Consider the following 26,190-nt stretch of genomic DNA (forward strand, 5'->3'; position numbering starts at 1 on the left):
AGGTGGTGCATCAGCGTGACGCCTTCCGAGACGCCACCTGCCCGCGCCATGGTTGCCGCCGGCGGTGACTCTTTCGCCGGGCCGGCCGGCGTCAGCAGTCGAAGACCGACCAGCAGATGTCGTTGCGCAGGCGCTGGTCGTCCAGGACCAGCTCGCGGATCTCCGCCGGGAGCCGGTCGCGCTGCCACCGGCACTCGTCGCGCCCGGCCACCTCGCCGAGACCGTCGGGCGCCGCCGCGCGTACCGCCTTTATCGCGTACGCGGCGGCGCCGAGTTCGTGGGCGGCGACGTGAGCCACGACGGCGGCCTGACCGGCGGCGTACGCGGCGTTGCGTGCCGCCCCGCGCAGGTCCCGGGCCGCGCCCATGGCGTGCCCGCCCGCCGCCCGTGCCCGCATCATCCCGACCTCGCCGCGCACCCAGGCGCGGGCGTGCTCGATCGCCTCGCGCGGACGGCTGTCGTCCGGCCGGACCGCCTCGAACAGGCCGAGGACGTGCTCGGCGCAGGTGGCGGCCCAGAGCGCCAGCAGGTGGTGGTGCTCGTCGGTGAGCGTGCCGCCCCGGCGGATCGTGATGAACCGGGGATCCCGGATCTTCGGCAGGATCACGACGCGGCCTCCGGTCCGGCGTGGCGCAGGTCGTGGTCCAGAGTGCTCATCAGCCGGGCGACCCGGCTGCCGCCACCGGTCACCGGCGGGTAGCGGCGGAGCACGTCGACCAGCACGGGTGTGGCGAGCCGCCGGTACCGGTCCAGCGCCGCCTCGCCCACGGTCTCGTCGCCGCCGGCCTCCAGTTCGGCGACGCGCGCCGCGTTGGCGGCGGCCCGCAGGATGTGGCCGACCTGGGTGGCCTTCGCGATCGGGTGCAGGTACGCGGCCGCCGCGGCGTCACCGGCAGCCCGGGCGGCCAGGCGCGCGGCCTCGGTGGGCGCGGACCGGGCGGCCCGGTGCGCATCGAGGGACGTGACCCGCTGGAGTTTCGTCCGGGCGGCTCCGCGTACGAACGTCCAGGCCGCGTCGACAGCCGTGCGGGGACGCCCGTCACCGGGAACCGCCCGCTCGTAGACCGGGAGGACGTCCTCCGCGTGCCGCACCGCGTACCGCGCCACCTCGCGCAGCTCGTCCACGGTCAGGTCGAAGTCCCCCGGTGCTGTCATGTCGCGGGCATCGTATCGGCGTTGCCCCGCCGGTAAGGCCCCCAGCCGACGAACCGCTCGAACAGCTCACGCGGCGTCGGCCCGTCCTGCGGGTTGAGGCGGAACAGGTCGTGGGTGGCCTCGTGGTAGAGCCCGGACAGGTAGACGGCCAGGTCGACCGGGTGGTCCGCGTACTCGGCCTTGAGCAGCAGGCGGGCCTGCGCGCAGGGCCACGGCCCGCCGCAGGCGCGGCAGAGCCAGAGCGGCCGGATCGGCAGGTGGGCCGGCTGGCCCGGCGGGCAGGGGCGGGGCCGATCGGGGTACGGCCCGAGCCGGGGTACGGGAAGGTTCATGCGTGACAGTCTGCTGAGGACACCACTACGCTCGGAAGTCGTCCCGGCGAGTCCGGGGAGAGTCCGGGAGACCGGCAACCGACCGGGGAGGGCGTGTGGAGAACGAGCCGACCGCCGAGCTGATCCGCGCCCAACTGCGGCGGCTGCGGCTGCGGGCCGAGCTGAGCCAGGAGGAGTTCGGGAAGCTGGTGCACTTCTCCGGCTCCCAGGTGTCGGCGGTCGAGCTGGGCCACCGGCCGCTCGACCGGTTCTTCCTCGCCCGGGCCGACGACGTGCTCGGCACCGGCGGGCTGTTGATGTCGCTGCTCAAGCTCGCCGAGCGCGACGGCCAGCCGAGCTGGTTCCGCCCCTGGCTCGAAGCCGAACGCCAGGCGCAGCAGTTGCGCTGTTATCAGCCCAGCCTCATCCCGGGACTGTTGCAGACCGAGAACTACGCCCGCGCGATGATCCGCACCGACGACATGCTCGCCGAGCAGGAGGCGGAACGGCGGCTCGCGGTCCGACTCGACCGGCAGGCGGTGCTGGCCGGTACCGATCCGCTCAAGTTCGTCGCGGTGATCGAGGAGACCGTGTTGCGCCGCGCCGACGAGAGCTTTCGCGGGTTGATGAGTCAGCAGGTCGCGCACCTGATCGAGGCGAGCAACCATCCCCACGTCGCGGTGCACGTCATTCCGGCCGATTTGGGCCTCCACGTCGGACTGACCGGGCCGTTCACCCTCGCGCGGGGCGCTGACGGGGGTTGGATCGGCTATCTGGAGAACCAGCTCGGCGGAACAGTGATCGACAAAGATGAGGACGTGGCCATCCTGCTGTCCAGGTGGGAGAGTGTCCGGAGTGAAGCACTGTCCCGCCGGCAGTCGATCGAGCTGATGAAGGAAGTGGTCGAGTCATGGAGCTGATCGGTGCGATCTGGCGCAAGTCGATCCGCAGCGGACACAGCGAGTGCGTCGAGGTGGCGGACAACCTGGCCGGGGTGGTCGGGGTGCGGGACAGCAAGGACCCGGCCGGGCCGGTACTCACCTTCACACCTGACGCCTGGCGTGCCTTCGTCCGGCTCAGCGGGAGCCACGCGTCGCGCTGATCAGCACCGTGTGCTTGCGTACCCGGAAGGTGCCCTCGGCGTCGATGCGGGCCTCGATCGCGGTGCGGGCGGCCGACTCCTGCGCGGCCGTGAGCGGCCCGATCATGCTGGCGATGTACGCCAGGATCGGCTCCGCGGCCGGCACTGCCAGCTCGTCCGGGTAGCGCTCGACCGTCACATCGGTGAAGTGGGCGGCGACCCGGGCCGGTGTCGTCTCGGCGGTGACGTCGTTCTGATCGTGGAACCGGACCGCCAGGTCCGGGCACCCGATCACCGGGCCGAGCATGTTCAGCTCGGCCATGTGGTCGCGGCCGTTCACGGCGACAGCCAGCCGCCCGCCCGGGCGCAGCACCCGGGCGAAGTCGCGCAGTGCGGCGTCCGGGTCATCCAGGTGGTAGAGCGTGCTGTTGGCGATCACCGCGTCGACCGCTCCGGCACGGAACGGCAGGCGGGCGGCGTCGCAGCGCAGCACCCCGGCGCCGGGCACCTCGCGCAGCCGCGCGCACATGGCGGGCGAGAAGTCGGTGAGGATCAGCCGGCCACGATGGCTCACCCTCTGCCACAGCTCGCCGGTGCCGGCACCGACCTCCAGCACGTCCCCGCCCAGTGGAAGCCGCTCGCCCAGCCAGCCGAACCAGCCGTGCGGGTTGGTGCCGTACGAGTGCAACGCCATCCGGGCGGTCAGATTGCCCGTCGTCGTCGCGTACTGGCTGGTCGCGCGAGCCGACGCGGTGACGCCACCCGTCATCAGAGGTAGAAGCAGAACGGATGACCCACCGGGTCGAGGAGCACCCGGACGTCGTCCTGCGGCTGGAAGTCGGGCAGCGTCGCGCCCACCGACACCGCGTACGCCACGGCCGACTCCAGGTCGTCGACCTTGATGTCCAGGTGGACCGACATCTGCTGGTCACCGGGACCCGCCGGCCACACGGGCCGCACGTAGGCCGACTCGTCCTGGAACGCCAGCCAGTGGCCGCCCTCCGGCGGAGCGAGCACCACCCACTCGGGTTCCTGCTCGCGCCGGGTCCAGCCGAGCAGCCGCTCGTAGAACGCGGCCAGGTCCTCTGCGGACGGTGCGTCCAGCACCGTGGTCGTCAGCTTCATCAGCGGTCGCTCAGCCATGCCGCATTCCTACCCGACCCCCGCGACATTTTCTGGCCCGTCCGCGCCACCTCGGCGGGGTGGCGGCATCCCGCTGGTGTCGATACCGCCACCTCGCCGAGCTTGCGACGATCGGTCGGCACGGACACCGAAAGGGGTCGCCCGGCCGTCCGCTCGCGCCATAAGCTGCGGCAATGCTGCTACGCATGTCGACCCTGCTGCTCCGGACCCTCCGCGAGGACCCGGCCGACGCGGAGGTGCCGAGCCACCGGCTGCTGCTGCGCGCCGGATACGTCCGCCGGGCCGCGCCGGGTGGCTACACGTGGCTGCCGCTGGGCAAGCTCGTGCTGGACCGGATCACCGCGATCGTGCGGGACGAGATGACAGCGATCGGCGACCAGGAGGTGCACTTCCCGGCGCTGCTCCCGGCCGAGCCCTACCGGATCAGCGGGCGGTGGACCGAGTACGGGGACGACATCTTCACGTTCGCCGACCGCAAGGGCGCCGACCATCTGCTCGCGCCGACCCACGAGGAGCTGGCCGCGCTACTGGTGAAGGACCTGTTCTCCTCGTACCGGGACTTCCCGGTGACGCTGTTCCAGATCCAGACCAAGTTCCGTGACGAGGCCCGGCCCCGGGCCGGTCTGCTGCGCGGGCGCGAGTTCCTGATGAAGGACGCCTACTCGTTCGACCTCGACGAGGCCGGGCTCCAGGCGGCCTACGACAGGCATCGGGCCGCCTACACGCGCGTCTTCACCCGGCTCGGGCTGGACTTCACCACCGTCCACGCGATGTCCGGCGCGATGGGTGGGTCAGCGTCGGAGGAGTTCCTGGCCGCCACGCCGGTCGGCGAGGACACGTTCGTCGGCTGCACCGCCTGCGACTACGCGGCGAACACCGAGGCGGTGGTGACCCGCGCCCCGGCCGCCGGTGACCCGGACGCCCACCCGCCCACCGAGGTGCACGACACCCCGGAGACGCCGACCATCGCCGCCCTGGTCGAGCTGGCCGAGGCACGGAAGCTGGGCGGGCGCACCGGCTGGACCGCCGCCGACACGTTGAAGAACGTCGTCCTCACCGTCCGCCGGCCCGGCGCCGAGCAGCACGAGCCGCTGGTGATCGGCCTGCCCGGCGACCGCGAGGTGGACCTCAAGCGCGTCGAGGCGGTGCTGGCCCCGGCCACCGTGACCGTCTTCGAGGACTGGGACGCCCACCCGGAGCTGGTCCGCGGCTACATCGGGCCGCAGATCCTGGCCAAGCACGGCATCCGCTATCTGGTCGACCCCCGCGTGGTGCCCGGCACCACCTGGCTGACCGGCGCGAACGAGCCGGGCCGGCACGCCACCGACGTGGTGTGCAGGCGCGACTTCGTACCGGACGGCACGATCGAGGCGGCCGAGGTGCGGCCCGGTGACAGCTGCCCGGCCTGCGCCGACGGCGAGCTGACCCTCCGGCGGGGCATCGAGGTCGGGCACATCTTCCAGCTCGGCCGCCGGTACACCGACGCGTTCACCGTCGACGTGCTCGGCCCTCAGGGCAAGCCGGTGCGACCCACGATGGGCTGCTACGGCATCGGCGTGTCCCGGGCGGTCGCCGCCGTTGCCGAACAGCACCACGACGACAGAGGGCTGGTCTGGCCGGCCGCTGTCGCGCCGTGCGACGTACACCTGATCGCCGCCGGGAAAGGGCCGCAGCTCGACGCGGCGCTCGACCTCGGCGGGCGTCTCGCCGCCGCCGGCCTGCGCGTGCTGGTCGACGACCGCACGCACGTCTCCGCCGGGGTGAAGTTCACCGACGCCGAGCTGATCGGCATCCCACGCGCCGTCGTGGTCGGCCGCCGCCTGGCCGAGGGTTACGTGGAACTGCGCGACCGGGCCACCGGTGAGCGCACCGAACTGCCGGTGGAGGCCATCGTGGAGCGACTGCGCGACGACGTACGCGCGACGCACCGCGACGGGGTGTAGCAATCGCGCCACCGGGTACCGCAGACGGATCGACCGAAGCATTTCGGAGGCTCTCATGTTCCGTGTCAGTGACGTCATGACCAGGCAGGTGGTCTACCTCCCGGCGGAGACCCCGTTGGACGAGGCGGCCCGGGTGATGAAGGAGTCGGACATCGGCGACGTGGTGGTGACCGACGGCGCCACGCTCGCCGGCATGCTGACCGACCGCGACATCGTGGTCCGGGCGGTGGCCGAGCGCGCCGACCCCGGCAGCACGACCATCGGTTCGATCATCACCCGCGAGGTGGTGATGATCGAGCAGAACTGCACGGCGAACGAGGCGGCGGCGCTGATGCGCGAGCGCAACATCCGCCGGGTCCTCGTGTGTGACAACGAGCGCAAGCTCGTCGGCATCGTCTCCCTCGGTGACCTCGCCATGCAGCTCGACCCCCAGTCGGCGCTCAGCGACATCAGCGAGGCCGCACCGAACGTGTGAGGGTGGGCCCCGCTCGCGTGGCGCGGGGCCCGCTCGGCACCGCCGGTTGGCGGATAGCCTCGACTCATGCCCGAGATGCCGACCAAGCTGGCCGAGATCGTCGACGAGTTCGCCGCCGCGCCCCGCGACGTCGTCCTGGAGATGCTGCTGGAGTTCGCCGACGTGATCCCGCCCCTCCCCGAGGGCGTGAGCCGGGAGGAGCTGGAGCAGGTCCCCGAGTGCCAGACCGCGTTCTTCCTGCGCGCCGAGGTGAACGCGGACAAGACCGTGAGCACCGTCTTCGACTGCCCGCCGGAGGCGCCCACCACCCGGGCGTTCGCCGGCATCCTCGCCGAAGGGCTGGCCGGGGCGAGCGCCGAGGAGGTGCTGGCCGTACCGGACGACCTCTATCAGCGGATGGGCCTGGCGCAGGCGATCAGCCCGTTGCGGGTACGCGGCGGCACCGCCATCCTGGCCCGGCTCAAGCGCCAGGTCCGGGAACAGATCTCCTGATCCGCGGGTTGTCGCTGGTCATGGACATCGAGATCTACGCCGACGTGGTCTGCCCCTGGTGCTGGATCGGCAAGCGCCGGCTGGAGCAGGCACTGGAGTCGTACGACGGCGAGGTGAACGTCCGGTTCCGGCCGTTCCAGCTGGACCCGACGCCGGTCACCGAGCCGAAGCCGCTGCTGGAGGCTCTCGGCGACAAGTTCGGCGGGCGGGACAAGGCCGAGGGCATGGCCGCGCACGTCATCGGCGTCGCCGCGGGCGCGGGCCTCGACCTGCGGTTCGACCGCGCGGTGGCGGCGAACACGTTCGACGCGCACCGGCTGGTTCGCTTCGCCACCGAGCAGGGCCGCTCCGCCGAGATGGTCGAGCGGCTCTACCGTGCGCACTTCCACGACGGCGTCGACGTCGGGTCGATCGACGCGCTGGTCACGCTGGCCGGCGAGGCCGGGCTGGACGAGACCGAGGCGCGGCAGTACCTGGAGTCGAACCTGGGCCGCCGGGAGGTGGCCGCCGACCTGAGCACCGCCCACCAGCTCGGCGTCTCCAGCGTGCCGACGTTCGTGCTGGCCGGGAAGTACGCGGTCACCGGCGCCCAGGAGCCGGAGACGCTGCTCGCCGCGCTGCGCGAGGTGGCGCAGCGCGAAGCGGCAGCCTGATGTTTCACGTGGAACAAGATCGATGCGGATGAGGACCTAGGCCGGCTTGGCCAGGTCCTCCACCACCCTCGCCCCGGGCAGTGCGCCGAGCGCCGGCCCGGGCAGGGCGATCTTGCTGTGCCGTACGCCCGATCCGATGATCACGTGCGGCGTGGCGATCACCCGGGAGTCGACGAGGATCGGCCAGTCCGCCGGCAGGCCGATCGGCGTGATCCCGCCGTACTCCATGCCGCTCGACTCGACCGCCTCGGCCATCGGCGCGAAGCTCGCCTTGCGTACGTCGAGCAGCTTGCGGACCACGCCGTTCACGTCGGCGCGGGTGGTGGCGAGTACGACGCAGGCCGCGTACCGGGTCTCGCCGCCCCGCTTACCGGCGACCACCACGCAGTTGGCCGACTCCGACAGCCCCACCTCGTACGCCTCGCAGAAGGCGGCGGTGTCGGCCAGGTCGGCGTCGATCGGGGCGACAAGCACGTCGTCCACGTCCACCGGGGCCTCGGCCGGCCACTCCCGCAGGGCTGCGGCGACCGGCGGGGCCAGCAGGTCGAGCCGGGTCCGGGCCGGCTCCGTCTTCAGCGTCCCCATCATGCCGCGATCCTCGCACCCGCCTCGCGGATCGACCGGCCGGACCCCGCCCGCGCCCTTCAGTTGGGATTGGTGAGGAAGGCGTTCTCCTGGGCGAAGTCCCGGCTCTCGGTGGTGGTGAGCTGCCGGCGGCGCAGCGCCTCGGGACGGTTCGCCTCGGCGTCCTCGATGCCGTGCCGGACGCCGACCCGGATCACGCCGTAGAGGAAGACGAAACCGAATACGTAGAGGACCACTGTGGCGACGAAGACCAGCATGCGGTCACCGTAGGCCGGTGCGGACCCGACCGGTTCTCATCTTCCGCCGGTTCCCCCGTACGTGTCCGCCAGGTAGTCGGCCCAGGTCCGCTTGCCGGTCGGCGTGGCGGTGGTGGTGAGGCCGCCCGCGCGCAGCTCCCGCCCGAGCCGCCCGGGGATCCGGACCGGCAGCAGCGGACGCCGTACCCGGCGTGCCGTCAGCCAGGCGCGGGCCGCCTCGTCGAAGCGCAGCACCTGCGGTCCGCCGAAGTCCTCGACCCGGTTCGACGGCCCGGCCAGCAGCAGGACCGCGAGCCGGTCCGCCACGTCGACCGGGTCGACCGGCTGGGCGAGCACCGCGCGGTCCCCGATCACCGGGCCGAGGCGGCTCGCGCCGCTCAGCAGCCCGGCCAGGAACTCCGGGAACTGGGTGGCCCGCAGCACGCTCCACGGCACCGGCCCGGCGGCCACCACCTGCTCGGCCGCCAGCTTGTGCCGGTAGTAGCCGAGCGGCACCCGGTCGACGCCGACGATCGAGACGAAGACCAGGTGGCGCACCCCGGCGTGCCCGGCGGCCACGGCCAGACGGCGGGTGCCGAGCACGTCGACGTCGTGGGTACGCCGCTGCGGCGACGACGCCAGATGCAGCACCGCGTCCGTCCCGGCGACCGCCTCGGCCAGCCCGGCACCGGTGGCCAGGTCGGCGGTCACCCACTCGACCCCGTCCCCGGTACGCGGCCGGCGGCTGACCGCCCGCAGCGTGAAGCCCTCGTCCCGCAGTCGCGGCACCGCCACCCGCCCGAGCCGTCCGGTCGCCCCGGTCACCAGCACCCGCATCGCCACTCCTCCCGCCCACGCGCAGCCGCCACACAGCGGCTCCACGGTGGGACGGAATGCCGACCCGGATCGTGACAGCCGCCCGCCCGGCAGCGCCCTCACCCGATCCTGCGCCATCCGGCGGCCCGCCCGGCCCGGATCACCCCGTCCGAGCCACCCACCCGCCCTCTCCCCGACCTCGTCCGCCCTTGTTGACCAAGGAGTTGGTGTCGGATCTCGGCCCACCTTCTGACACAAACTCCTTGATCAACCGGTGAGGACGGATGAGGGGGACGGTAGGCGGGGGTCAGGAGGTGGGGTGGGGGGAGACTCGGCCGGCCACGGCCAGGCCGAGCAGGCCGCAGGCGGCGGCCACGGCCAGCGTGGTCGCGTAGCCGGCCGGGCCGGGGGACGAACCGGCGGCCAGGACCGCGCCCGTGAGCGCCAGCACGGTGGCGGCGGCGAGCGAGTCGCCCAGTTGCAGCGCGGAGCTGTTGCGGCCCTGCTCGGCCGGGGCGGACTGGGCCAGGGTGAGCACCGACAGCGACGGATAGAGCAGGCCCATGCCCAGCCCGGCCACCGACCAGCTCAGCACCGCCGGCAGCACCGGCAGTCCCGGGAGCAGCGCGGATGCCACGCCCGCCGTACCGATCGTGATGCAGGCCAGCCCCGCGCGGGGCAGCGTCGCCGCCGAACGGGGTGAGCTGATCCGGCCCTGGATCCACGAGCCCACCGACCAGGACAGCGCTCCGACGGTCAGCACCAGGCCGGCCCCGGTGGGCGAGAAACCGCGCTCCCGGGACAACATCAGCGGGATCACCACCTCGGCGGCGACGAACGCCGCCGACGCCAGCGCGCGCAGCCCGATCACCGTCGGCAACCCCCGTGCCGCACGCAGGAACCCGGCCGGCAGCAGGTGCGGCACGCAGGCGAGCAGCCCGGCCAGCGCCACGGCGATCAGGCCGGCGGCGAGCACGCCGCGCTGCTGCCCCCCGTAGTGCAGCAGTGCGGCGCTCGCCCCCGCCCCGCAGGCCCAGCCGATCCGGGCCAGTGCGCCCGTCGGCGGGCGGGTCGCCACGGTTCCGGTCAGCGCCCGCAGCCCCGGCTGGACCAGCAGCGCCGCCGGGATCGCCACCGCCGGCACCGCGAGGAACACCCACCGCCAGCCCAGGTGTTCCACGATCAGCCCGGCCAGCGCCGGGCCGACGAGCGACGGCACCACCCACGCCGCGGCGAACGCGGCGAAGATCCGCCGTCGCAACTGCTCCGGGTACGCCTGACCGACGACCACGTAGAGCGCCACCGAGACCAGTCCGGAGCCGAAGCCCTGCACCACCCGCCCGACGACGAGCACCTCCATGGTCGTCGCGGCACCGGCCACCACCAGCCCGGCGACGAACCAGACGACCCCGTGCCACATGGCCGGACGTGGTCCGCGCGCGTCACACCAGATGCCGGAGGCGACCATCGCCACCACGCCGGAGGCGAACGGGCCGCCGAACGCCAGCGCGTACAGGCCGAGCCCGTCCAGGCTGCGCGCCACTGTCGGCATGGCGGTGCCCACCGCCAACGCCTCGAACGCGAGCAGGGACACCAGGGCCACGCTGCCCACAGTCATCGCCCGCAGGCGCGGCGACCAGAGGTCGACGGGTGGATCAGCCGGTACGGCGGCGGTGCTGGTCATGGCGTTCAGCCTCGGACCTCACCCCCGGTTGAGGTCAACTGTGTCGTGCGTCTCGTCCCCCGGGACGCCGGACACGGCGGGACACCCGGAACGGAGGGAGCGGCGGCGCATGACCGGAAACTTCTGCCGTCGGGGTGGCATGACGGACGCCGCGCCGGGAAGTCGGGCCGCCGGGACGAGACCGGGAGGCGAGATGGCGCTGGGACGGTTCGCCGGCCTCCTGCTGTCGCCGACGGCCGTACCGGGAGCGGCCGCGCGCGTCGCGCGTACCGTCGGGTCGGCCCTGCCCACCGACGCCGTGCCCGCCAAGGTCACCGAGGTCGCGGGCAGCGTCGGTACGGCGGCGGCCCGGCTGGCCCGCCTCACCGGGCTGACCAGTCGCCGGGTGTGGTCGCAGGACGGCCGGCACCACATCGAGGTGCACGGCGTCTGCCAGGACGGCGGTGACCGGCTGGCCCGCCAGGTCGAGGCGGCGCTGGAGTCGATGCCGGGTGTGACCTGGGCACGGGTCAACGCGCCGTCGGGCCGGGTGGTGGTGGCCACCGGGGATCCGGCGCCGAAGCTGCGCGACCTGATCGCCACGGTGGCGCGCGTCGAGCGGACCTGCCCGTACGAGCCGGACCCGGAGATCGAACCGCCGCAGCCGCCCGAGGACGGTCCGCGTACCGCGCGGACGTTCGGCGCGCTGCTGTCCGACGTGCTCGGGTTGAGCATCTCCGCGGCCACCCGTGTCCTGCCGCTCACTCCCATCCCCGCCGAGGTGGCCGGGCTGCTCGGCGCTGTCGACCTGCACCCGAAGTTGCACGCGCTGGCCGGCCTGGGGATCCGCGCCGACCCGCGCGCCGAGGTGCTGTTCCCGCTGGCCGAGGCGGTGGTGCAGGGTCTCACCGGCGGCTGGGCGGGCATCGTGCTCGACGGCGCGCAGCGCGTGGTGCAGTGGGGCGAGGGCGCCGCGCAACTGGCCGCGTGGCGGCGGGCCGAACCGCACCTGACCGGTGACCCGGAGCGGGCTGTGGCCCGGGTGCCTGACGGCGAGCGGCCCTGCCCGGTGCCGGACGGGCAGCCCGAGCGGTACGCCAAGCGCGTGCTCCCGGCCGGCGCGGTCGCCGGAGCGGCGGCGCTGCCGGTGCTGGGGCCGAAGCGGGCCGCCGCGCTGGCGCTGTCCTCGCTGCCGAAGGCGCCCGGCTCCGGCCGCGAGGGGTACGGCGCCCAGCTCGGCCGGATGCTCGCCCGGCGCGGCGTGATCGCGATGGACCGTAGCGTGCTGCGGGAGCTGGACCGGATCGACACGGTGGTGCTCGACGCGGCGGTGCTCGGTTCGGACCGTGGTGTCCTGGCCGACCTCGCGCCGCTGGCCGACGCCGACACCGGGCAGGTCGCCGCCCGGGCGTTCGCGTTGTTCGACCCGGCCGAGCCGGACGCGGTACGCGCCGCCGAGGGCTGGCGGATCGGCCCGCTGGACCGCCTCGGCGCCGACGATCCCGGTGACACCCCGGACAGCGCCCGGCTGCGCGCCGACGGTGGACGGCTGCTCGGGCTGGCCGAGAACGGCCGGCTCGCCGCCGTGCTGCGGGTCGATCCGGAGCCCGCGCCGGGTGTGGACGCGCTGGCGTCGGCCGCCCGGCAGGCGGGCCTGCGGCTCGTGGTCGGCGGCGCGGACGACGGCCGGTACGACTTCGCGGACCTGCTCGTACCCGGTGGTTCCCGGCTCGCCGACGCGGTGCACGACCTGCAACGCGAGGGCGCCGTGGTGATGGTGGTCTCCGGTGAGCGGTCGGCACTAGCCGCCTCGGACTGCGGCCTCGGCGTGTACGGCCCGGACGACCTGCCGCCGTGGGGCGCGCACCTGCTGGTCGGTGACGACCTGCGGATACCCGCCCTGCTCGTCGACGCCGCCGGGGTGGCCCGCCGGATGACAGCGCAGAACGTCCGGATCGCCATGGCCGGCAGTGGGCTCGGCGCACTCGGCGCGTTCACCGCGGACCGGCGGCGGCTGCCCCGCCCGACCCTGGCGGCGGTCAACGGCGCGGCGGCGCTCGCGTTCGCGCACGGCGTGCTCCGGGCGCACCGGCTGCCGGACCGTACCGGCGCCCCGATGCCCGCGCTCACCGCCTGGCATCTCATGCCGGCGCAGACCGTCCTGGACCAGCTCGCCACCGACCCGTCCGGGCTGGCCGAGGAGGAGGCGGTCCGTCGCCGCCGGGTCGAGGTCGGGGACGAGCGCGGCCCGGCCGGGCTGCTCCGCGCGTTCGTGGAGGAGCTGTCCAACCCGCTCACCCCGGTGCTGGCCGCCGGTGCGGTGCTCTCCGCCGCGTTCGGCTCGCTGGTCGACGCCGCACTGGTCGGCGGGGTGGTGGCCGGGTCGGCGCTGGTCGGCGCGGTGCACCAGCGCAACACCGAACGGTCGCTGGCCGAGTTGCTGTCCCGTTCGGCGGTCACCGCCCGGGTGCTGCGCGACGGCGCCGAGCGGGTGGTGCCCGCCGAGGAGCTGGTACGCGGTGACGTGATCACGGTCAGCTCCGGGGACGCCGTACCGGCGGACTGCCGGGTGCTGACGAGCGACGGACTGGAGGCGGACGAGTCGTCACTGACCGGCGAGTCGCTGCCGGTGCGCAAGAGCCCGGAACCGGTGGTGGCGGCGGCCGTCGCGGAACGGCACTCGATGCTGTTCGAGGGCACCACTGTCGCCGCCGGGCTCGGCACCGCTGTGGTGGTGGCCACCGGCGCGGAGACCGAGGCCGGGCGGAGCCTCGCCATGGCGCGGCAGGCCCCGCCCGCCAGTGGGGTGGAGGCGCGGCTGGGCAAGCTGACAAGCAGCGCCGTACCCCTGGCGGCCGCCTCGGCGATCGCTGTCGCGGGGGCGGGGCTGCTTCGGGGCGTACCCCTTGCCGAGACGGCGGCGACCGCCGCGAACCTGGCCGTGGCGTCGGTGCCGGAGGGGTTGCCGTTCCTGGTCAGTGCCGCGCAGCTGGCGGCGGCGCGGCGGCTGGCCGAGCACGGCGCTCTGGTCCGCAACCCCCGGACCATCGAGGCGCTGGGCCGGGTCGACGTGCTCTGCTTCGACAAGACCGGCACGCTGACCGAGGGGAAGCTGCTGCTGGCCGGGGTGGGCACTGGCGACGGCCGGTACGCCGTGCTCGACGAGCTGGACGACCCGCTCCGGTCGACGCTGGCCGCCGCGGTGCGGGCCACCCCGGCCGCGGACGACCCGGACGAGTTGCCGCAGCAGACCGACCGGGCGGTACGCCACGGCGCGGACGCCGCCGGGGTCACCGAGCGGACCGGTGCGGCGGACTGGGCCGCCACGGCCGGGCTGCCGTTCGAGCCGTCCCGGGGCTACAGCGCCACCGTCGGCCGGGCCGCCGACGGGCTGCTGCTGAGCGTGAAGGGCGCACCCGAGTCGGTGCTGCCGCGCTGCGCGTCCCGGCGCACCGCCGAGGGCGACCGCCCGCTTGACGCGGCCGGGCGCGAGGAGGTGCAGGCGATGCTGGCCGGGCGGGCCGGCGCCGGGCACCGCATCCTCGCCGTGGCCGAGTGCCCGGTCGCCACCGAGCAGGTCAGCGACGAGCAGGTCGACGGGCTGGTCTTCGTGGGTTTCCTGACCCTGGCCGACGGGGTGCGGGACAGCGCCCGGCCGGCGGTGGCCCGGATCCGCGCCGCGGGCGTGCACACCGTCATGATCACCGGCGACCACCCGGCCACGGCCGAGGCGATCGCCGCCACCATCAGCCCGGACGACGGCAGCCAGCGCGTCGTCACCGCCACCGATCTGGACCGGCTGGACGACGCCGCGCTCGCCGAGCGCCTGATGGCCACCGACGTGGTGGCGCGCTGCACGCCCGCGCACAAGGTACGGATCATCCAGGCGTTGCAGCGCCAGGACCGAACCGTCGCGATGACGGGTGACGGCGCCAACGACGCCCCGGCGATCCGGCTCGCCGACGTCGGTATCGCGCTCGGCCAGCGCGGCACTCCCGCCGCCCGCGCCGCCGCCGACCTGGTGGTCACCGACGACCGGCTGGAGACGATCATCGCCACGCTGGTCGAGGGCCGGGCCATGTGGTCTTCCGTCCGGCACGCGCTGAGCATCCTGGTCGGCGGCAACCTCGGAGAGATCGCGTTCAGCGTGCTCAGCGCCGCCGCGACCGGCCGGTCCGCCCTGGGCGGCCGGCAGTTGCTGCTGGTCAACCTGCTCACCGACCTGGCACCCGCGCTCGCCATCGCGGTCCGCCCACCCGCCGACGACAGCGCCGACCACCTGCTGCGGGAGGGGCCGGACTCCTCGCTCGGCGTCACCATGACCCGGGAGATCGGGCTCCGCGCCGCGTCGACCACGCTGGGCGCGACGGCCGGCTGGACGATCGCCAGGTGGACCGGTACCCAGCGTCGCGCCAGCACCGTCGCGCTCGCCTCCCTGATCGGCACCCAGCTCGGGCAGACGGTGCTGGCTGGCGGCACCAGCCCCAGCGTGCTCGCCGCCACCGCCGCGTCGGTGGGCGTGCTCGTGGCGGTGGTGCAGACGCCGGGCGTCAGCCAGTTCTTCGGCTGCACCCCGCTCGGCCCGGTGGGCTGGACCATCGCCACCGGCTCGGCGCTCGGCGCGACGTTCGCCAACGGCACGCTGACCAAGTTGATGGACCGCCTGCCGCAGCCCGGTTCTTAGTGCCAGGTGGCGGCGGCCCGGCGCAGCCTGTCGTTCACCGCCCGACCCACGCCGGTCTCCGGCACCGCCTCGGCGACGATCTCGGTCACCCCGGCCGCGTCCAGCCGGTGCAGCGCGTCGAACAGGCGTGCCGCCGCCGCGGTCACGTCGCCGTCGGGCGACAGCACCTCCACCGCCGCCCAGTCACCCTCCGCCGGTGGCTCCCGGAAGGCCAGGAACCCCCGCCGGCCACCGCCGGGCTCGGCCGCCGCGCCCAACCGCAACGGGGTACGCGGGGCGTAGTGCGCGGCGAGCGTCCCGGGCGCGACCGGCTGACCGGAGCTGCCCTGGCGCACCTCGACCGGGCCGACCGCCTCGACGAGCGCCTCGATCGGCAGCGCCCCCAGCCGCAGCACCACCGGCCGCTCGCCCCGGGCGTCCACGATCGTCGACTCGATGCCGCACCGGGTGGGACCGCCGTCGAGCACCACGTCCACCGCGCCGCCCAGCCCGGCCACCACGTGCTCGGCGCGGGTGGGGCTGAGCTGGCCGAACCGGTTGGCGCTCGGCGCGGCCACCGGCACACCGGCCGCCGCGATCAGCGCCCGCGCCGACGGCTCGTCCGGCACCCGTACCGCCATGGTGTCCAGGCCGGAGGTGACGATCGGTGGGATGGTCTCCGGCCGGTCCACGATCAGGGTGAGCGGACCGGGCCAGAAGCGCTTCGCCAGCTCGGCCACCGCCGCCGGCACCTCGCCCACCAGCGCGGCCAGGTCGGCGGCGTCGGCGAGGTGGCTGATCAGCGGGTCGAAGCTGGGCCGGGCCTTCGCCTCGAAGATCCGCGCGGCGGCCCGGGCGTCGAGCGCGTTGGCGCCGAGCCCGTAGACCGTCTCGGTGGGGAAGGCGACCAGCCCGCCGGCGCGCAGGACGGCGGCTGCCTCGTCGATGCCGCTCTCGGCCGGCAGGACGCGCGGGGATCCGGTGCTCACGCTTCCGACGCTAGCCTGCCGGGTTCGCCGCCCCGGCAAGACCCCGTCGGCGGCCTCAGCCCGGCTCGGTGACAGCTCAACGGCTCGGGCTCAGTCGGTCCGGCCGCGGTCCGTGTCCGGGTCCGTGTCCGGCAGCGTGGGCGCGTCGGTCGGGTAGAGGCCGGCGGCGAAGCCGTACACCTGGTCGCCGGCCCGGGGGATCTGGGTGAACCGCCGGGCCAGCGCCTGGACCTCCGCCCAGAACTCCCGGACGTCCTCGATCGGGATACGGGCGTGCACGAGCGTGCAGCGCAGCTCGTCGGCGGCGTGCGCGGCGGCGGACTCGGCGGCCGCCTCGGCGAGCCCGTTGATTCCGGCGGCCACCCGTTTGTCCTCGGGCCGGCTGAGCGCGCCGACGTAGTAGGTGCGGGCGACACGCCCGTAGAACCGCTCCTCGATGGCGCGTACCCGGCGGGTCCGCACCACGCGCAGCAGACCGGCGTCCACCAGTTGGTTCACGTGGTAGGCCACGCTGCTCTTGGGCCGGCCGACGGCGACGGCCAGCTCGTTGACCGTGGCGGCACGCTCCAGGAGCAGCTCCAGCAGCGTGCTCCGCAGCGGGTCGGCGAGCGCGCGCAACTGCTCCGGTGCGGTGACCACGAGCAGGTCGTCGAGGTCGTAGTCCGGGATCCGCTGATTGACCGACATTTCTCGACCGTTCTAATATTCTGGTTCGTTCGACAACTCTGGTTCGACAATCCAGGAGTGTAGTGATGGCCGAGATCGTGCTCTTCCACCACATTCAAGGGCTCACGGACGGGGTACGCGCGCTCGCTGACTCGCTGCGCTCCGGTGGGCACACCGTCCACACCCCCGACCTGTTCGACGGCGAACAGCCGGCCACCATCGAGGACGGCGCCGCGCTGACCAAGCGGATCGGCGGCGACGTCCTCGACCAGCGCGCGGACGCGTTCGTCGCCGACCTGCCCGCCGGCCTCGTCTACGCGGGCGTGTCCTTCGGCGCCGCGACCGCCCAGCGGCTCGCCCAGACCCGGGCCGGGGCCCGGGCCGCGCTGCTCTACGAGGCCTGCCTGCCGGTGACCGGCGAGTGGGCGATCGGTCCGTGGCCCGACGGGGTGGCGGTACAGGTGCACGGCATGGAGCAGGATCCGTTCTTCGGGCTGGAAGGCGACGTGGACGCCGCCCGTGAGCTGGTGTCGATCGTCGGTCCCGAGCGCGGCGAGCTGTACGTCTACCCCGGCGACCGGCACCTGTTCACCGACAGTTCCCTGCCCTCGTACGACGCCGAGGCGACCGCTCTGGTGATCAGCCGTAGCCGCGAACTTCTCGACCGGCTCGGCTGACGCCTACCCGTCGCCCCGCAGCCGCGCCAACTGGGCCGCGTACTCGGCGTCGGTCAGCGCCCCACGCTCGTACTGCCGGGTCAGCGCGTGGATGTCGCGCCGCCGCCCGGCGCTCGGCGCGGGCGGGCGGGTCCGGCCCGGACGGTCGGCGCGGACCTGGTCCGGCGCCGGGCCCGCCGGCCCGCGCCGCTCCGGGGGCCGGGCGTTGCGGTGGCACTCCCGCAGGGTCGCGAGGATCTCGTCGTAGTGCTCCGGCCAGGTGACCAGCCGGGTCAGCTCCAGGCGGAACGGCCGGATGATGGCGCCGGACTGGATCGGCGTCTGCACCGGCGCGCCGTCGATCCGCTCGATGACGATCGCGTCGCGGCCCATGTCCAGGCCCACTATCGAACCCGTACCGCTGTGGATCTCCACGACCGACGCCCACGGCACTGTGGTCGTGTGGAACAGCGAGCGCGAGCGTACGCCGACGGGGCTCACCCAGACGCCGAGCATCGCGCGGCGGGCCCAGACGACCAGACCGGCGGCGGTCCAAGCCGCAGCGAACGCCGCCATCGGGACCGGATAGACGCCGCGAACGCCCGTGACCACGAAGAACACCAGGAAAGCGGCCGTCCCCACCACCGCGCACATCGCGCCGGAGGTGGTCAGGTCCAGCGAGTACGGGCGCCGCCACACCGTCATGCCGTCAGGGTGACCGACCGTGTCCAGCGGTTCCCGCCGAGTCAACGTCCTCTCGCCAGTTCCTCCACCTCGGCGAGGCTCGCGACCCGGTCACACTCGTCGGCGGTCAGCTTGTTGATCAGCGCCTTCGCCGCCTGGGCCTGGGGAGTCGTGGGCAGGGCGCCGGCCAGCAGGTCCGGCAGCACCAGCTCGTAGCCGGCCCGGGCCCGTGGCGAGTAGCGATGCCGGTTTCGGGTCACCGCCGTTGCCACCCGCAGCGCGTGCTCGTTGCCGGGCGGCACCTGCGGGCGGTCCCGCTCCCGGGCGCCGAACCGCATCCGGTCGCGGAACTCGCACGTCGCACACGTCACCGGTCCGGCGGCCAGTCGCGCCCCGCAGTCGGGACAGGTCAGCCGGTCCACCGCACCGTCAACGGTCCGCCAGTCGTACGCCCCGGGGTCGTCCACGACGAGCCAGGCCAGCTCGCGTTCCTCCGGTGAGCCCGCGGCGACGTCCAGCTCATCGCGCAGCCGTGCCCAGGCGTCCCGGATCTCGCCCTCCAGGCGGGTCACCGCGGCCGCCAACTCCGGGCTCCGCCACGAACCGGCCACCGTCGGCCCGCTACCGGTACTGTGCAATCTGGATCAGGTTGCCGCAGGTGTCGTCGAACACGGCGGTGGTCACCGGGCCCATGTCGACCGGCTCCTGGGTGAACAGCACGCCGAGGCCGCGCAGCCGGTCGTGCTCGGCGGCCACGTCGTCGACGGCGAACTGCGTCAGCGGGATTCCGTCGCCGGCGAGCGCCTCCTTGAACGCCTTGGCGGCCGGGTGCGCGTCGGGTTCCAGCAGCAACTCCACGCCGTCCGGGGCGTCCGGCGACACCACAGTCAGCCAGCGGTACTCCCCGGTCGGCACGTCCGTCTTTTTCACGAAACCGAGCACCTCGGTGTAGAAGCGCAGGGCCTTCGCCTGGTCGTCGACGTACACGCTGGTGAGGTTGATTCTCATGGGTTCTCCTGGGTGGGTGCGGCGGACCTGAGCCATCGCTCGGTGATCGATCGCAGCGGCCGGGTGTCGAGGTGGTGGAACTTGTAGCGGCCCTGCCGCCGCGTGACGAGCAGGCCGGCGGCCTCCAGGACGTCGAGGTGCTGGGAGATCGCCTGCCGGGACGAGGTGACCTGGTGCTTGGTGGCCAGCCGGCCGCAGATCTCGAACAGGGTCTGACCGTCGCGCTCGGTCAGCTCGTCGAGGATCAGGCGGCGGGTGGGATCGGCCAGCGCCTGGTACAGGTCGCCCACGGCACCCACGATAGGCAAGCAGCGGCTTGCCTATCAAGAGGTTTACCGCAATCGGAGGACGTCATGCCCGGATACATCCTCACCGGCGCTCCCGGCTCCGGTAAGACAGCGATCCTGCGCCACCTGGAGGTCGACGGGTACCACATCGTGGAGGAGGCCGCGACCGACGTGATCGCGCTGCGCCAGGCACTCGGGCGGCCGGAGCCGTGGCGTGAGCCGGACTTCGCCGAGCAGGTGCTGGATCTCCAGCGGGAGCGCTGCCGCCGAGCCGAGCTGTTTGGCGGCGACGTGGTGTTCCACGATCGCTCACCCGTTTGCACGCTCGCGTTGTGCCGTCACCTAGGGTTGACGCCGCCACCCGCCCTGCTCGACGAGATCGAGGGTATGACGACGGAGCGGACCGTCTTCTTCATACGGAATCAGGGTTTCGTCGAGGCGACCGCCGCGCGTCGGATCACCTTCGAGGAGTCGCTCGTCTTCGAACGCGTCCATGAACTGACGTACCGGGAGGCGGGATTCGACCTCGTCGACGTGCTGGCGGGCCCACTGGCGAACCGGATGGCGGCGATAAAAGAGGCAGTTGATCGGCTGTGCCCTTAGCGAATTCGCACACGATCGACCACGTCAATGCCCTTGCTTTCCGGACCGACGCCGGTAACATCTCCATGTTTTGATCTACACGGGGAGAAAAGTCCACATGCAATGGAAGATTCCGGCCGGTGCCCTGGTGGCGCTGGCCTTTTTGATTCCGGCGGCGCCGGCAGCGGCGCAAACCGCAGCGCCGCGCAGAAGGTACTCGACAACCCGTCGGTCGAGGTATACCTCGCGTACCTGAACAACGGCCTGTACGAGGCTCGTGCGCTCGACTGCGCGTCCCAGCCGACGCCGACTCCGACTCCGACGCCGTCTCGGCCCACGCCCACACCGACCGCGACGCCCAGCGCCACGTCGACCGTCGTACCGCCCGTCACTCCCTCCGCCAGCCTCGGCGCGCCCGGTGGTGGTGAGGGCGGCGGGCTACCCGTGACCGGCACCGACATCGCGACCGTGGCCGGCGTCGGCGGGGCGCTTCTGCTCCTCGGTGGCGCCAGCTACGTCATCGGACGCCGACGTCGTTCCCGCTTCGTCGCATAGTTGCCCGGGTGCGCCCAGCTCGATGCTTCATCGGCTGGGCGCACCGCGTTTCAGGATTCCCCGCCTGCTGGAGCCGCGAAGCGTCAGCCGGCGAGTTGACGCCGCACCGAGTCGGTGTCCATCAGGTACGACATGAACTTGAACTTGCCGTCCTGGACCCGGTAGAAGGCGGTCTCGGTGAACGACACCGATTTGCCGGTGGCCGTCAGACCGTTCCACTCCTTGACCGGGGTGCCCGTGTCGACGAGCCGAGCGGCGATTCGATCACCCTCGACGACGACGTCCTGGATCTCCCAGTGGAGGTCCGGCACCGCTTCCACGTGCTTGTAGAACTCGGCCACCATGTCGGCCATCTTGACCGAGGTGCCGTTCATGATGACCTCCTCGTGGGCGAAGTCCGCCATGCGGGCGAACTCCCGCTTGTTGGCCAGCTCGACGTACCGCAGGTAGAAGTCCCGCAGTTCCTGGGTGGACATGCCTGCATCCGTCGCGGTGGAGCTCATGATCGGTCTTCCTCATCTGTTGATGCCGGCCCGTGTCCCCGGGCCGATCACTGGAGCGAGTTTTTGTACCGCTCGGTTCTGCAACGACCGTACCAGGGTTCTGTACCGATCGGTCCATGATCAGGATCATGTTCTGTACCGATCGGTAGGGCACCGGCTCCGATTCCGTCCTCACCGGCAGTACGTGCGGAGAAACCCGTTGTCGTAGGTAGTGCCGCCCGTCGAGCATGGCCGCTGTGAGCCGAAGCCTCCGAACAGATTCCCGCTCCCGCCAGGCACTCCGGCGGGCGCCCCGGCTCGACCGGGTGCGGATCCACGTTCACGCACCGCGGCCCGGGTTCGCGCACCCGGCGAGCGGACAAGACGTTCGCGACGTGCTGGAGACCCTCGGGTCCTGGGCGTGGTACGGGTTGCGCGCTGTCGAGCTGCGGCAGACCGAGGACTTCCGGCCCGGATTCGTCGTCTACGGCAGGACCCGAGTGCCAGGCGAGATCGTCCTCTACGAGCAACCGCTATCGAAAGCCGCATCGTTGCGGGACTTCATGCGGTTCGACGTACTGCTGCACGAGCTCGGGCATCACGTGCTCCAACACCGCAGCCGGAAGGTCGGCCGGGTGCGACGCCGATCAGATCATGAACGGTTCGCCGAGGCTTTCGCTGATCGATGGAAGCCGACTGCCCAGGCGGCACTCGACACGGCCGCATCAACAGCCGCTGGTGATCAGACGACGTGATGTGGTGGAGCCCAGCGGACTGTCGTGTCTCTGTCCGTGCCCCGGCTGCTGTCAATCGTCTCGCCGATCTCGGCAATCGCAGCGGTTCATCAAGCCGGGGTACGTATCCAGCCGCCCATCGATCCGATGCACCAGGAGGCGGCCGTCTTCGATCCAGATCGTCTCGCCGGCGTTCAAGAGGACTGGGCGGTCCGGCACGAAGTGGCGCCAGCGGTCAATCAGCGTCAGGCGGTCGGCCCGCTCGCGCGATGCCGACGGCTCCCGCCTAGCCATGGTCATGCTCGACAGCCACCAACCGGGGAAAGTGCTGGTGGAGCCCAGGGGACTCGAACCCCTAACCCCTGCCTTGCAAAGGCAGTGCTCTGCCAGTTGAGCTAGGGCCCCGTGACGGTGCTCAGCGCAGGTCGGGTGCCGTGGTCGCCTCGTGCCACAGGGCGCGCTCGTCGTTCGAGGCCTTGACCTTCTTGGCCACGACGGCGGCCACACCGACGATGCCGGCCAGGATCAGGAGCTTCTTGAACATGTTGCTTGACCCCTCGCGCTCGACTGCCGTCGGACGATGTGCGGTGGGGCTAGCTGGAATCGAACCAGCGACCTCAGAGTTATCAGCTCTGCGCTCTAACCGACTGAGCTATAGCCCCGCGTAGCGACGAGCTAGGTTAACCCATCGCCTCCACCGCGCCCAAATCGGGGTCCGCGGCGGAAGCACCCGCGCCATCTCGAACCTACCCGGACGCACGACGCCGGGGCGACCGCTTTACGCGGTGCCCCGGCGTCGGCCGATCAGTCCCGCTCGGCGAGCGTCAGCTCGATGCCGCCGACCAGGTCGGCGCAGACGTTGTAGACGAACGCGCTGAGCGTGGCCAGCGCGGTGAACAGCACGACGTTCACCAGGCCGATCAGCGCCGACGTCAGGATCACGCCCTTGGCGGTGATCCGGAAGCCGCCGCCACCCTGGCCGCCCCCGGCGTTCACCAGGTCGGTCAGGCTGTCGTTGACGCTCTTGAACACACCCATCGCGTCCAGCGCCAGGTAGAGCACCGACGTCGCCACGACGACCACGATGAAGAGAACCACGGACACCGCGAAGGCGAACTTCATCACCGACCACGGGTCGATCCGCTTCAGGTTCAGCCGGGCCCGTCGCGGTCCGCGCGACGCGGCCGAGCCGACCGAGGTACGCGCGGCGCGTACCGCCTCACCCACGCGCGCGGCGCCGACGGCTGCCGCGCCGCTGATGCCCGGCGGCAGGCCGCCGCCGTTTGCGGGCCGGTTCTGGGCGTTCCCGGCGCCGGCCGGACGCGAGCCGTCCGGTGACGTCTTCGGGGCGGTGCCCAGGCCGGCGCCGATCCGGGGCTGCGTGCCGGTCGTGCCCGTGGAGGCCCGGCCGGACGCCGACGGCATCTTGATCGCCTGGGTGTTCGTGGCGTTCGCGGAATTGGCGGCCGGAGCGGCCAGACCGTCGGCCGACGTCGGCGCGTCGACCTTGGTCTCGGTCGAGTCCCGGGAACCGGAGTCCTCGCCCGGCTTGTCCGGAGGCGGGGTCATGCCGGGAGCCCGGGTGAACTTCGGGGCAGGCGCGTCGGCGGGAACCGTGGCCCGGCCCACGGCCGCGCGGCCGGTCGCTGGTGTGCCGCCCTGCGCGGCCTCCTCCTCGACCGGATTGGCCGAGGTCCCCTTGTTCCCCGACTTCGCCTGTGTCTCCGTCATCAACTAGTCCTGTTCGTCAGGCTCGTCGGCATTGCGAGCAATCGCCACGATAGTCACGCCGTCCGGGAGGTCCATCAGCTTGACCCCCATTGTGTTCCGGTCACGCGTACGGCGTACAGGCTTCACCGGAGTCCGAATGACGCCGCCGTTGCTCGTGATGGCGAACAGCTCGTCCTCCGGATCGATCACGACCGCGCCGACCAGGCCACCGCGTCGCTCGGTGATCTTCGCGGTCAGCACGCCCTTACCTCCCCGGCCCTGGACCGGGTATTCCTCGATCGGGGTACGTTTCGCGTAACCCCCGTTCGTCGCGACCAGAACGTCAAGACCCTCTCGCACCACCTCGACGGCGAGCAACTCGTCCTCGCCGCTGAAGCGCATGCCGATCACGCCGGAGGTGGCCCGGCCCATCGGACGCAGCGCGTCGTCGGTGGCGTTGAAGCGGATCGCCTGGGCGTTCTTCGACACCAGCAACAGGTCGTCCTCCGGTGCGGCCAGCACCGCACCGACCAGCTCGTCCTCATCGCGCAGGTTGATCGCGATGATGCCGCCGGAACGGTTGGAGTCGAACTCCTCGAGCCGCGTCTTCTTCACCAGGCCGTTCTTCGTGGCCAGTACCAGGTAGGGCGCCACCTGGTAGTTCGGGATTTCAATGATCTGCGCGATCTGCTCGTCGGGCTGGAACGCGAGCAGGTTGGCCACGTGCTGGCCCTTGGCCACCCTACTGGCCTCGGGAAGCTCGTAAGCCTTCGCCCGGTAGACCCGACCCTTGTTCGTGAAGAACAGGATCCAGTCGTGGGTAGAGCATACGAAGAAGTGGCTGACGATGTCGTCCTGGCGGAGCGTCGCCCCGCTGACGCCCTTCCCGCCGCGGCGCTGTGACCGGTAGAGATCGACCTTCGTCCGCTTCGCGTACCCGGTGCGCGTGATCGTCACCACCACGTCCTCGCGGGCGATGAGGTCCTCCATCGAGACCTCGCCGTCGAACGGCACGATCTTCGTGCGCCGCTCGTCGCCCCACTTCGCGACGATCTCGCCCAGCTCCTCCGAGACGATCTGCCGCTGCCGCTCCGGCTTGGCCAGGATGTCCTTGAGGTCGGCGATCTCCAGTTCGAGCTTCGCCAGGTCGTCCAGGATCCGCTGCCGCTCCAGGGCGGCGAGCCGGCGCAGCTGCATGTCCAGGATCGCGGTCGCCTGGACCTCGTCGATGTCCAGCAGCCGGATCAGGCCCTGCCGGGCGTCCTCCACAGTGGGCGAGCGACGGATCAGGGCGATCACCTCGTCCAGGGCGTCCAGCGCCTTGGACAGACCGCGCAGGATGTGCGCCCGCTCCTCGGCCTTGCGCAGCCGGAACGCGGTCCGCCGCCGGATCACCTCGATCTGGTGCTCGACGTAGTAGCGGATGAACTGGGCCAGGTTGAGCGTGCGCGGCACGCCGTCGACCAGCGCCAGCATGTTGGCGCCGAACGTCTCCTGGAGCTGGGTGTGCTTGTAGAGGTTGTTCAGCACCACCTTGGCGACCGCGTCGCGCTTGAGCACGAGCACGATCCGCATACCGGTACGCCCGGAGGACTCGTCGCGGATGTCGGCGATGCCGGCGAGCTTGCCCTCCTTAATCAGCTCGGCGATGCGCTCGGCGAGGTTGTCCGGGTTGACCTGGTAGGGCAGCTCGCTGACCACGAGCGCCGGCCGACCCCGCTTGTCCTCCTCCACCTCGACCACGGCGCGCATCCGGATCGAGCCACGCCCGGTCCGGTACGCGTCCTGGATGGCCGCCTGGCCGACGATCAGGCCGTGGGTCGGGAAGTCCGGGCCCTTGACGATCTCCAGCAGGGCTTCCAGCGTGGTGGCCTCGTCGGCCTCCGGGTGCTCCAGGCACCACTGCACGGCCGCGCCGATCTCGCGCAGGTTGTGCGGCGGGATCTTGGTGGCCATGCCGACCGCGATGCCCTCGGAACCGTTGATCAGCAGGTTCGGGATCCGCGACGGCAGGATGGTGGGCTCCTTGGCCCGGCCGTCGTAGTTGTCCTGCAGGTCGACGGTGTCCTCGTCGATGTCCCGCAGCATCTCCATCGCCAGCGGGTCGAGCTTGCACTCCGTATATCTCATGGCGGCAGCCGGATCATTGCCCGGCGAGCCGAAGTTGCCGTTGCCGTCGACGAGCGGGTAGCGCAGCGACCACGGCTGCGCCATCCGGACCAGCGCGTCGTAGATGGCCGAGTCACCGTGCGGGTGGAACTGGCCCATCACGTCGCCGACGACGCGGGAGCACTTCACGTACCCGCGGTCCGGCCGGTAGCCGGAGTCGAACATGGCGTAGAGGATCTTGCGGTGGACCGGCTTGAGCCCGTCCCGGACGTCCGGCAGGGCCCGCCCGACGATGACGCTCATCGCGTAGTCGAGGTACGAGCGCTGCATCTCGACCTCGAGGCCGACCGGCTCGATCCGGTCGTGCTGGACAACCGCGGCCAGTGCCTCCGGGGTCTCCGGCTCGTTCGGGGTGGACTCGGGAGTATCGGTCACTGTTAACCCTTATCAGACTCTTCAGTCGTGGTCTCGCTGTGGATAACGGCTGTGGAAAGCGTTCAGACTGTGGATAA

General features: G+C 72.3%; 30 protein-coding genes, 2 tRNA genes and 1 pseudogene. 11 read left to right on the forward strand and 22 right to left on the reverse strand.

Annotated elements, in window-relative coordinates; all coding sequences use genetic code 11:
• Window positions 1-91 precede the first annotated feature (91 nt).
• From AB0C17_RS11635 to AB0C17_RS11645, 3 genes are read right to left on the reverse strand one after another with little or no spacing between them, the layout of a single operon-like run.
• Window positions 92-607, reverse strand: a complete 516-nt coding sequence (locus AB0C17_RS11635; RefSeq protein ID WP_357478220.1) for a putative immunity protein — start codon at window positions 605-607, stop codon at window positions 92-94.
• On the reverse strand, window positions 604-1,155 hold the full coding sequence (locus AB0C17_RS11640) for a putative immunity protein (RefSeq protein ID WP_357478222.1): 552 nt from the start codon (window positions 1,153-1,155) through the stop codon (window positions 604-606). The genes AB0C17_RS11635 and AB0C17_RS11640 overlap by 4 nt, the downstream gene beginning before the upstream one ends.
• Window positions 1,152-1,487, reverse strand: a complete 336-nt coding sequence (locus tag AB0C17_RS11645) for a hypothetical protein (RefSeq protein ID WP_357474910.1) — start codon at window positions 1,485-1,487, stop codon at window positions 1,152-1,154. Before AB0C17_RS11645 ends, AB0C17_RS11640 begins: the two co-directional genes overlap by 4 nt.
• A 95-nt stretch (window positions 1,488-1,582) precedes the next feature.
• Between AB0C17_RS11645 and AB0C17_RS11650 the strand changes: the two genes are divergently transcribed.
• Entirely contained in the window at window positions 1,583-2,386 is an 804-nt protein-coding gene (locus AB0C17_RS11650; protein ID WP_357474907.1) for a DUF5753 domain-containing protein, read from the forward strand.
• A complete protein-coding gene (locus AB0C17_RS11655) occupies window positions 2,377-2,568 on the forward strand; it encodes a DUF397 domain-containing protein (protein WP_357474904.1) in 192 nt (63 codons plus the stop codon). The genes AB0C17_RS11650 and AB0C17_RS11655 overlap by 10 nt, the downstream gene beginning before the upstream one ends.
• Here AB0C17_RS11655 and AB0C17_RS11660 read toward each other — a convergent pair.
• Together AB0C17_RS11660 and AB0C17_RS11665 are read right to left on the reverse strand one after the other, a co-directional pair.
• Window positions 2,543-3,316, reverse strand: coding sequence for a class I SAM-dependent methyltransferase (locus AB0C17_RS11660; protein ID WP_357478225.1), 774 nt, complete (start codon window positions 3,314-3,316; stop codon window positions 2,543-2,545). The genes AB0C17_RS11655 and AB0C17_RS11660 overlap by 26 nt on opposite strands.
• On the reverse strand, window positions 3,316-3,690 hold the full coding sequence (locus tag AB0C17_RS11665) for a VOC family protein (RefSeq protein WP_357474898.1): 375 nt from the start codon (window positions 3,688-3,690) through the stop codon (window positions 3,316-3,318). The genes AB0C17_RS11660 and AB0C17_RS11665 overlap by 1 nt, the downstream gene beginning before the upstream one ends.
• A 173-nt stretch (window positions 3,691-3,863) precedes the next feature.
• Here AB0C17_RS11665 and AB0C17_RS11670 point away from each other — a divergent pair, with 173 nt between their 5' ends.
• From AB0C17_RS11670 to AB0C17_RS11685, 4 genes are all read left to right on the forward strand, one after another.
• Window positions 3,864-5,633, forward strand: a complete 1,770-nt coding sequence (locus tag AB0C17_RS11670; RefSeq protein WP_357478228.1) for a proline--tRNA ligase — start codon at window positions 3,864-3,866, stop codon at window positions 5,631-5,633.
• A 55-nt stretch (window positions 5,634-5,688) separates the two neighbouring features.
• On the forward strand, window positions 5,689-6,108 hold the full coding sequence (locus AB0C17_RS11675) for a CBS domain-containing protein (RefSeq protein ID WP_357382205.1): 420 nt from the start codon (window positions 5,689-5,691) through the stop codon (window positions 6,106-6,108).
• Window positions 6,109-6,174: 66 nt separating this feature from the next.
• Window positions 6,175-6,600 (forward strand): SufE family protein, encoded by a 426-nt coding sequence (locus AB0C17_RS11680; protein ID WP_357382203.1) that lies wholly within the window; start codon window positions 6,175-6,177, stop codon window positions 6,598-6,600.
• 20 nt (window positions 6,601-6,620) lie between these two features.
• Window positions 6,621-7,253, forward strand: coding sequence for a DsbA family oxidoreductase (locus AB0C17_RS11685; protein WP_357478231.1), 633 nt, complete (start codon window positions 6,621-6,623; stop codon window positions 7,251-7,253).
• A gap of 36 nt (window positions 7,254-7,289) precedes the next feature.
• Here AB0C17_RS11685 and AB0C17_RS11690 read toward each other — a convergent pair whose 3' ends face one another.
• The 4 genes from AB0C17_RS11690 to AB0C17_RS11705 all read right to left on the reverse strand — a co-directional run bounded on the left by AB0C17_RS11690 (window position 7,290) and on the right by AB0C17_RS11705 (window position 10,574).
• The gene (locus AB0C17_RS11690) at window positions 7,290-7,838 is read right to left on the reverse strand and encodes a YbaK/EbsC family protein (protein WP_357382314.1); all 549 of its coding nucleotides are present in this window, start codon (window positions 7,836-7,838) and stop codon (window positions 7,290-7,292) included.
• Window positions 7,839-7,897: 59 nt separating this feature from the next.
• Window positions 7,898-8,095, reverse strand: a complete 198-nt coding sequence (locus AB0C17_RS11695; RefSeq protein WP_355509530.1) for a hypothetical protein — start codon at window positions 8,093-8,095, stop codon at window positions 7,898-7,900.
• 36 nt (window positions 8,096-8,131) lie between these two features.
• Window positions 8,132-8,911 carry an NAD(P)H-binding protein gene (locus AB0C17_RS11700; protein ID WP_357478234.1) on the reverse strand — a complete coding sequence of 260 codons (780 nt, stop codon included), beginning with the start codon at window positions 8,909-8,911 and terminating at the stop codon, window positions 8,132-8,134.
• 286 nt (window positions 8,912-9,197) lie between these two features.
• Window positions 9,198-10,574: an MFS transporter gene (locus AB0C17_RS11705; RefSeq protein ID WP_357478237.1), complete on the reverse strand. Its 1,377-nt coding sequence runs from the start codon at window positions 10,572-10,574 to the stop codon at window positions 9,198-9,200.
• Between the two features lie 193 nt (window positions 10,575-10,767).
• Between AB0C17_RS11705 and AB0C17_RS11710 the strand changes: the two genes are divergently transcribed.
• Window positions 10,768-15,237, forward strand: coding sequence for an HAD-IC family P-type ATPase (locus AB0C17_RS11710; RefSeq protein WP_357478240.1), 4,470 nt, complete (start codon window positions 10,768-10,770; stop codon window positions 15,235-15,237).
• On the opposite strand, the gene AB0C17_RS11715 is transcribed toward AB0C17_RS11710, so the two are convergent.
• On the reverse strand, window positions 15,234-16,181 hold the full coding sequence (locus AB0C17_RS11715) for an L-threonylcarbamoyladenylate synthase (RefSeq protein ID WP_357474927.1): 948 nt from the start codon (window positions 16,179-16,181) through the stop codon (window positions 15,234-15,236). The genes AB0C17_RS11710 and AB0C17_RS11715 overlap by 4 nt on opposite strands.
• Window positions 16,182-16,295: 114 nt before the next feature.
• Window positions 16,296-16,892, reverse strand: a complete 597-nt coding sequence (locus tag AB0C17_RS11720; protein WP_357474880.1) for a helix-turn-helix domain-containing protein — start codon at window positions 16,890-16,892, stop codon at window positions 16,296-16,298.
• Between the two features lie 65 nt (window positions 16,893-16,957).
• On the opposite strand from AB0C17_RS11720, the gene AB0C17_RS11725 reads away from it, so the two are divergent.
• Complete coding sequence (locus AB0C17_RS11725; protein WP_357474877.1) at window positions 16,958-17,548, forward strand: dienelactone hydrolase family protein; 591 nt, start codon at window positions 16,958-16,960, stop codon at window positions 17,546-17,548.
• A 3-nt stretch (window positions 17,549-17,551) separates the two neighbouring features.
• Here AB0C17_RS11725 and AB0C17_RS11730 read toward each other — a convergent pair whose 3' ends face one another.
• The 4 genes from AB0C17_RS11730 to AB0C17_RS11745 are packed head-to-tail and all read right to left on the reverse strand — an operon-like array spanning window position 17,552 to window position 19,521.
• Window positions 17,552-18,232, reverse strand: coding sequence for a hypothetical protein (locus tag AB0C17_RS11730; protein ID WP_357474874.1), 681 nt, complete (start codon window positions 18,230-18,232; stop codon window positions 17,552-17,554).
• 41 nt (window positions 18,233-18,273) lie between these two features.
• Window positions 18,274-18,783: a hypothetical protein gene (locus AB0C17_RS11735; RefSeq protein ID WP_357382187.1), complete on the reverse strand. Its 510-nt coding sequence runs from the start codon at window positions 18,781-18,783 to the stop codon at window positions 18,274-18,276.
• Window positions 18,784-18,832: 49 nt separating this feature from the next.
• Window positions 18,833-19,219, reverse strand: coding sequence for a VOC family protein (locus AB0C17_RS11740; RefSeq protein WP_120572498.1), 387 nt, complete (start codon window positions 19,217-19,219; stop codon window positions 18,833-18,835).
• Window positions 19,216-19,521 (reverse strand): helix-turn-helix domain-containing protein, encoded by a 306-nt coding sequence (locus tag AB0C17_RS11745; protein ID WP_357382310.1) that lies wholly within the window; start codon window positions 19,519-19,521, stop codon window positions 19,216-19,218. Before AB0C17_RS11745 ends, AB0C17_RS11740 begins: the two co-directional genes overlap by 4 nt.
• 51 nt (window positions 19,522-19,572) lie before the next feature.
• On the opposite strand from AB0C17_RS11745, the gene AB0C17_RS11750 reads away from it, so the two are divergent.
• Both AB0C17_RS11750 and AB0C17_RS11755 read left to right on the forward strand, forming a co-directional pair.
• Window positions 19,573-20,109, forward strand: a complete 537-nt coding sequence (locus tag AB0C17_RS11750) for an ATP-binding protein (RefSeq protein ID WP_357478243.1) — start codon at window positions 19,573-19,575, stop codon at window positions 20,107-20,109.
• A 180-nt stretch (window positions 20,110-20,289) separates the two neighbouring features.
• A pseudogene (locus tag AB0C17_RS11755) lies at window positions 20,290-20,643 on the forward strand (LPXTG cell wall anchor domain-containing protein); the annotation flags it as partial.
• An 83-nt stretch (window positions 20,644-20,726) separates the two neighbouring features.
• Here AB0C17_RS11755 and AB0C17_RS11760 read toward each other — a convergent pair.
• Window positions 20,727-21,119, reverse strand: coding sequence for an ester cyclase (locus tag AB0C17_RS11760; RefSeq protein ID WP_357382181.1), 393 nt, complete (start codon window positions 21,117-21,119; stop codon window positions 20,727-20,729).
• A gap of 401 nt (window positions 21,120-21,520) precedes the next feature.
• On the opposite strand from AB0C17_RS11760, the gene AB0C17_RS11765 reads away from it, so the two are divergent.
• On the forward strand, window positions 21,521-21,880 hold the full coding sequence (locus AB0C17_RS11765) for a hypothetical protein (protein WP_357382179.1): 360 nt from the start codon (window positions 21,521-21,523) through the stop codon (window positions 21,878-21,880).
• A gap of 51 nt (window positions 21,881-21,931) precedes the next feature.
• Here AB0C17_RS11765 and AB0C17_RS11770 read toward each other — a convergent pair whose 3' ends face one another.
• The 6 genes from AB0C17_RS11770 to gyrA form a co-directional block, all read right to left on the reverse strand.
• Entirely contained in the window at window positions 21,932-22,159 is a 228-nt protein-coding gene (locus AB0C17_RS11770) for a hypothetical protein (RefSeq protein ID WP_357382177.1), read from the reverse strand.
• A gap of 29 nt (window positions 22,160-22,188) precedes the next feature.
• Window positions 22,189-22,264 (reverse strand) — tRNA-Ala (locus AB0C17_RS11775).
• Window positions 22,265-22,274: 10 nt separating this feature from the next.
• Window positions 22,275-22,403 (reverse strand): DLW-39 family protein, encoded by a 129-nt coding sequence (locus AB0C17_RS11780; RefSeq protein ID WP_013283222.1) that lies wholly within the window; start codon window positions 22,401-22,403, stop codon window positions 22,275-22,277.
• Between the two features lie 44 nt (window positions 22,404-22,447).
• A tRNA-Ile gene (locus AB0C17_RS11785) sits at window positions 22,448-22,521 on the reverse strand.
• Window positions 22,522-22,663: 142 nt separating this feature from the next.
• Window positions 22,664-23,590 carry a DUF3566 domain-containing protein gene (locus tag AB0C17_RS11790; RefSeq protein WP_357382174.1) on the reverse strand — a complete coding sequence of 309 codons (927 nt, stop codon included), beginning with the start codon at window positions 23,588-23,590 and terminating at the stop codon, window positions 22,664-22,666.
• Window positions 23,591-23,593: 3 nt separating this feature from the next.
• Entirely contained in the window at window positions 23,594-26,113 is a 2,520-nt protein-coding gene (gyrA, locus tag AB0C17_RS11795) for a DNA gyrase subunit A (protein WP_357382172.1), read from the reverse strand.
• Between the last annotated feature and the right edge of the window lie 77 nt (window positions 26,114-26,190).

Origin of the sequence: Micromonospora sp. NPDC048887 (genome assembly GCF_040649715.1) — a bacterium.
Taxonomy (GTDB): Bacteria; Actinomycetota; Actinomycetes; order Mycobacteriales; family Micromonosporaceae; genus Micromonospora.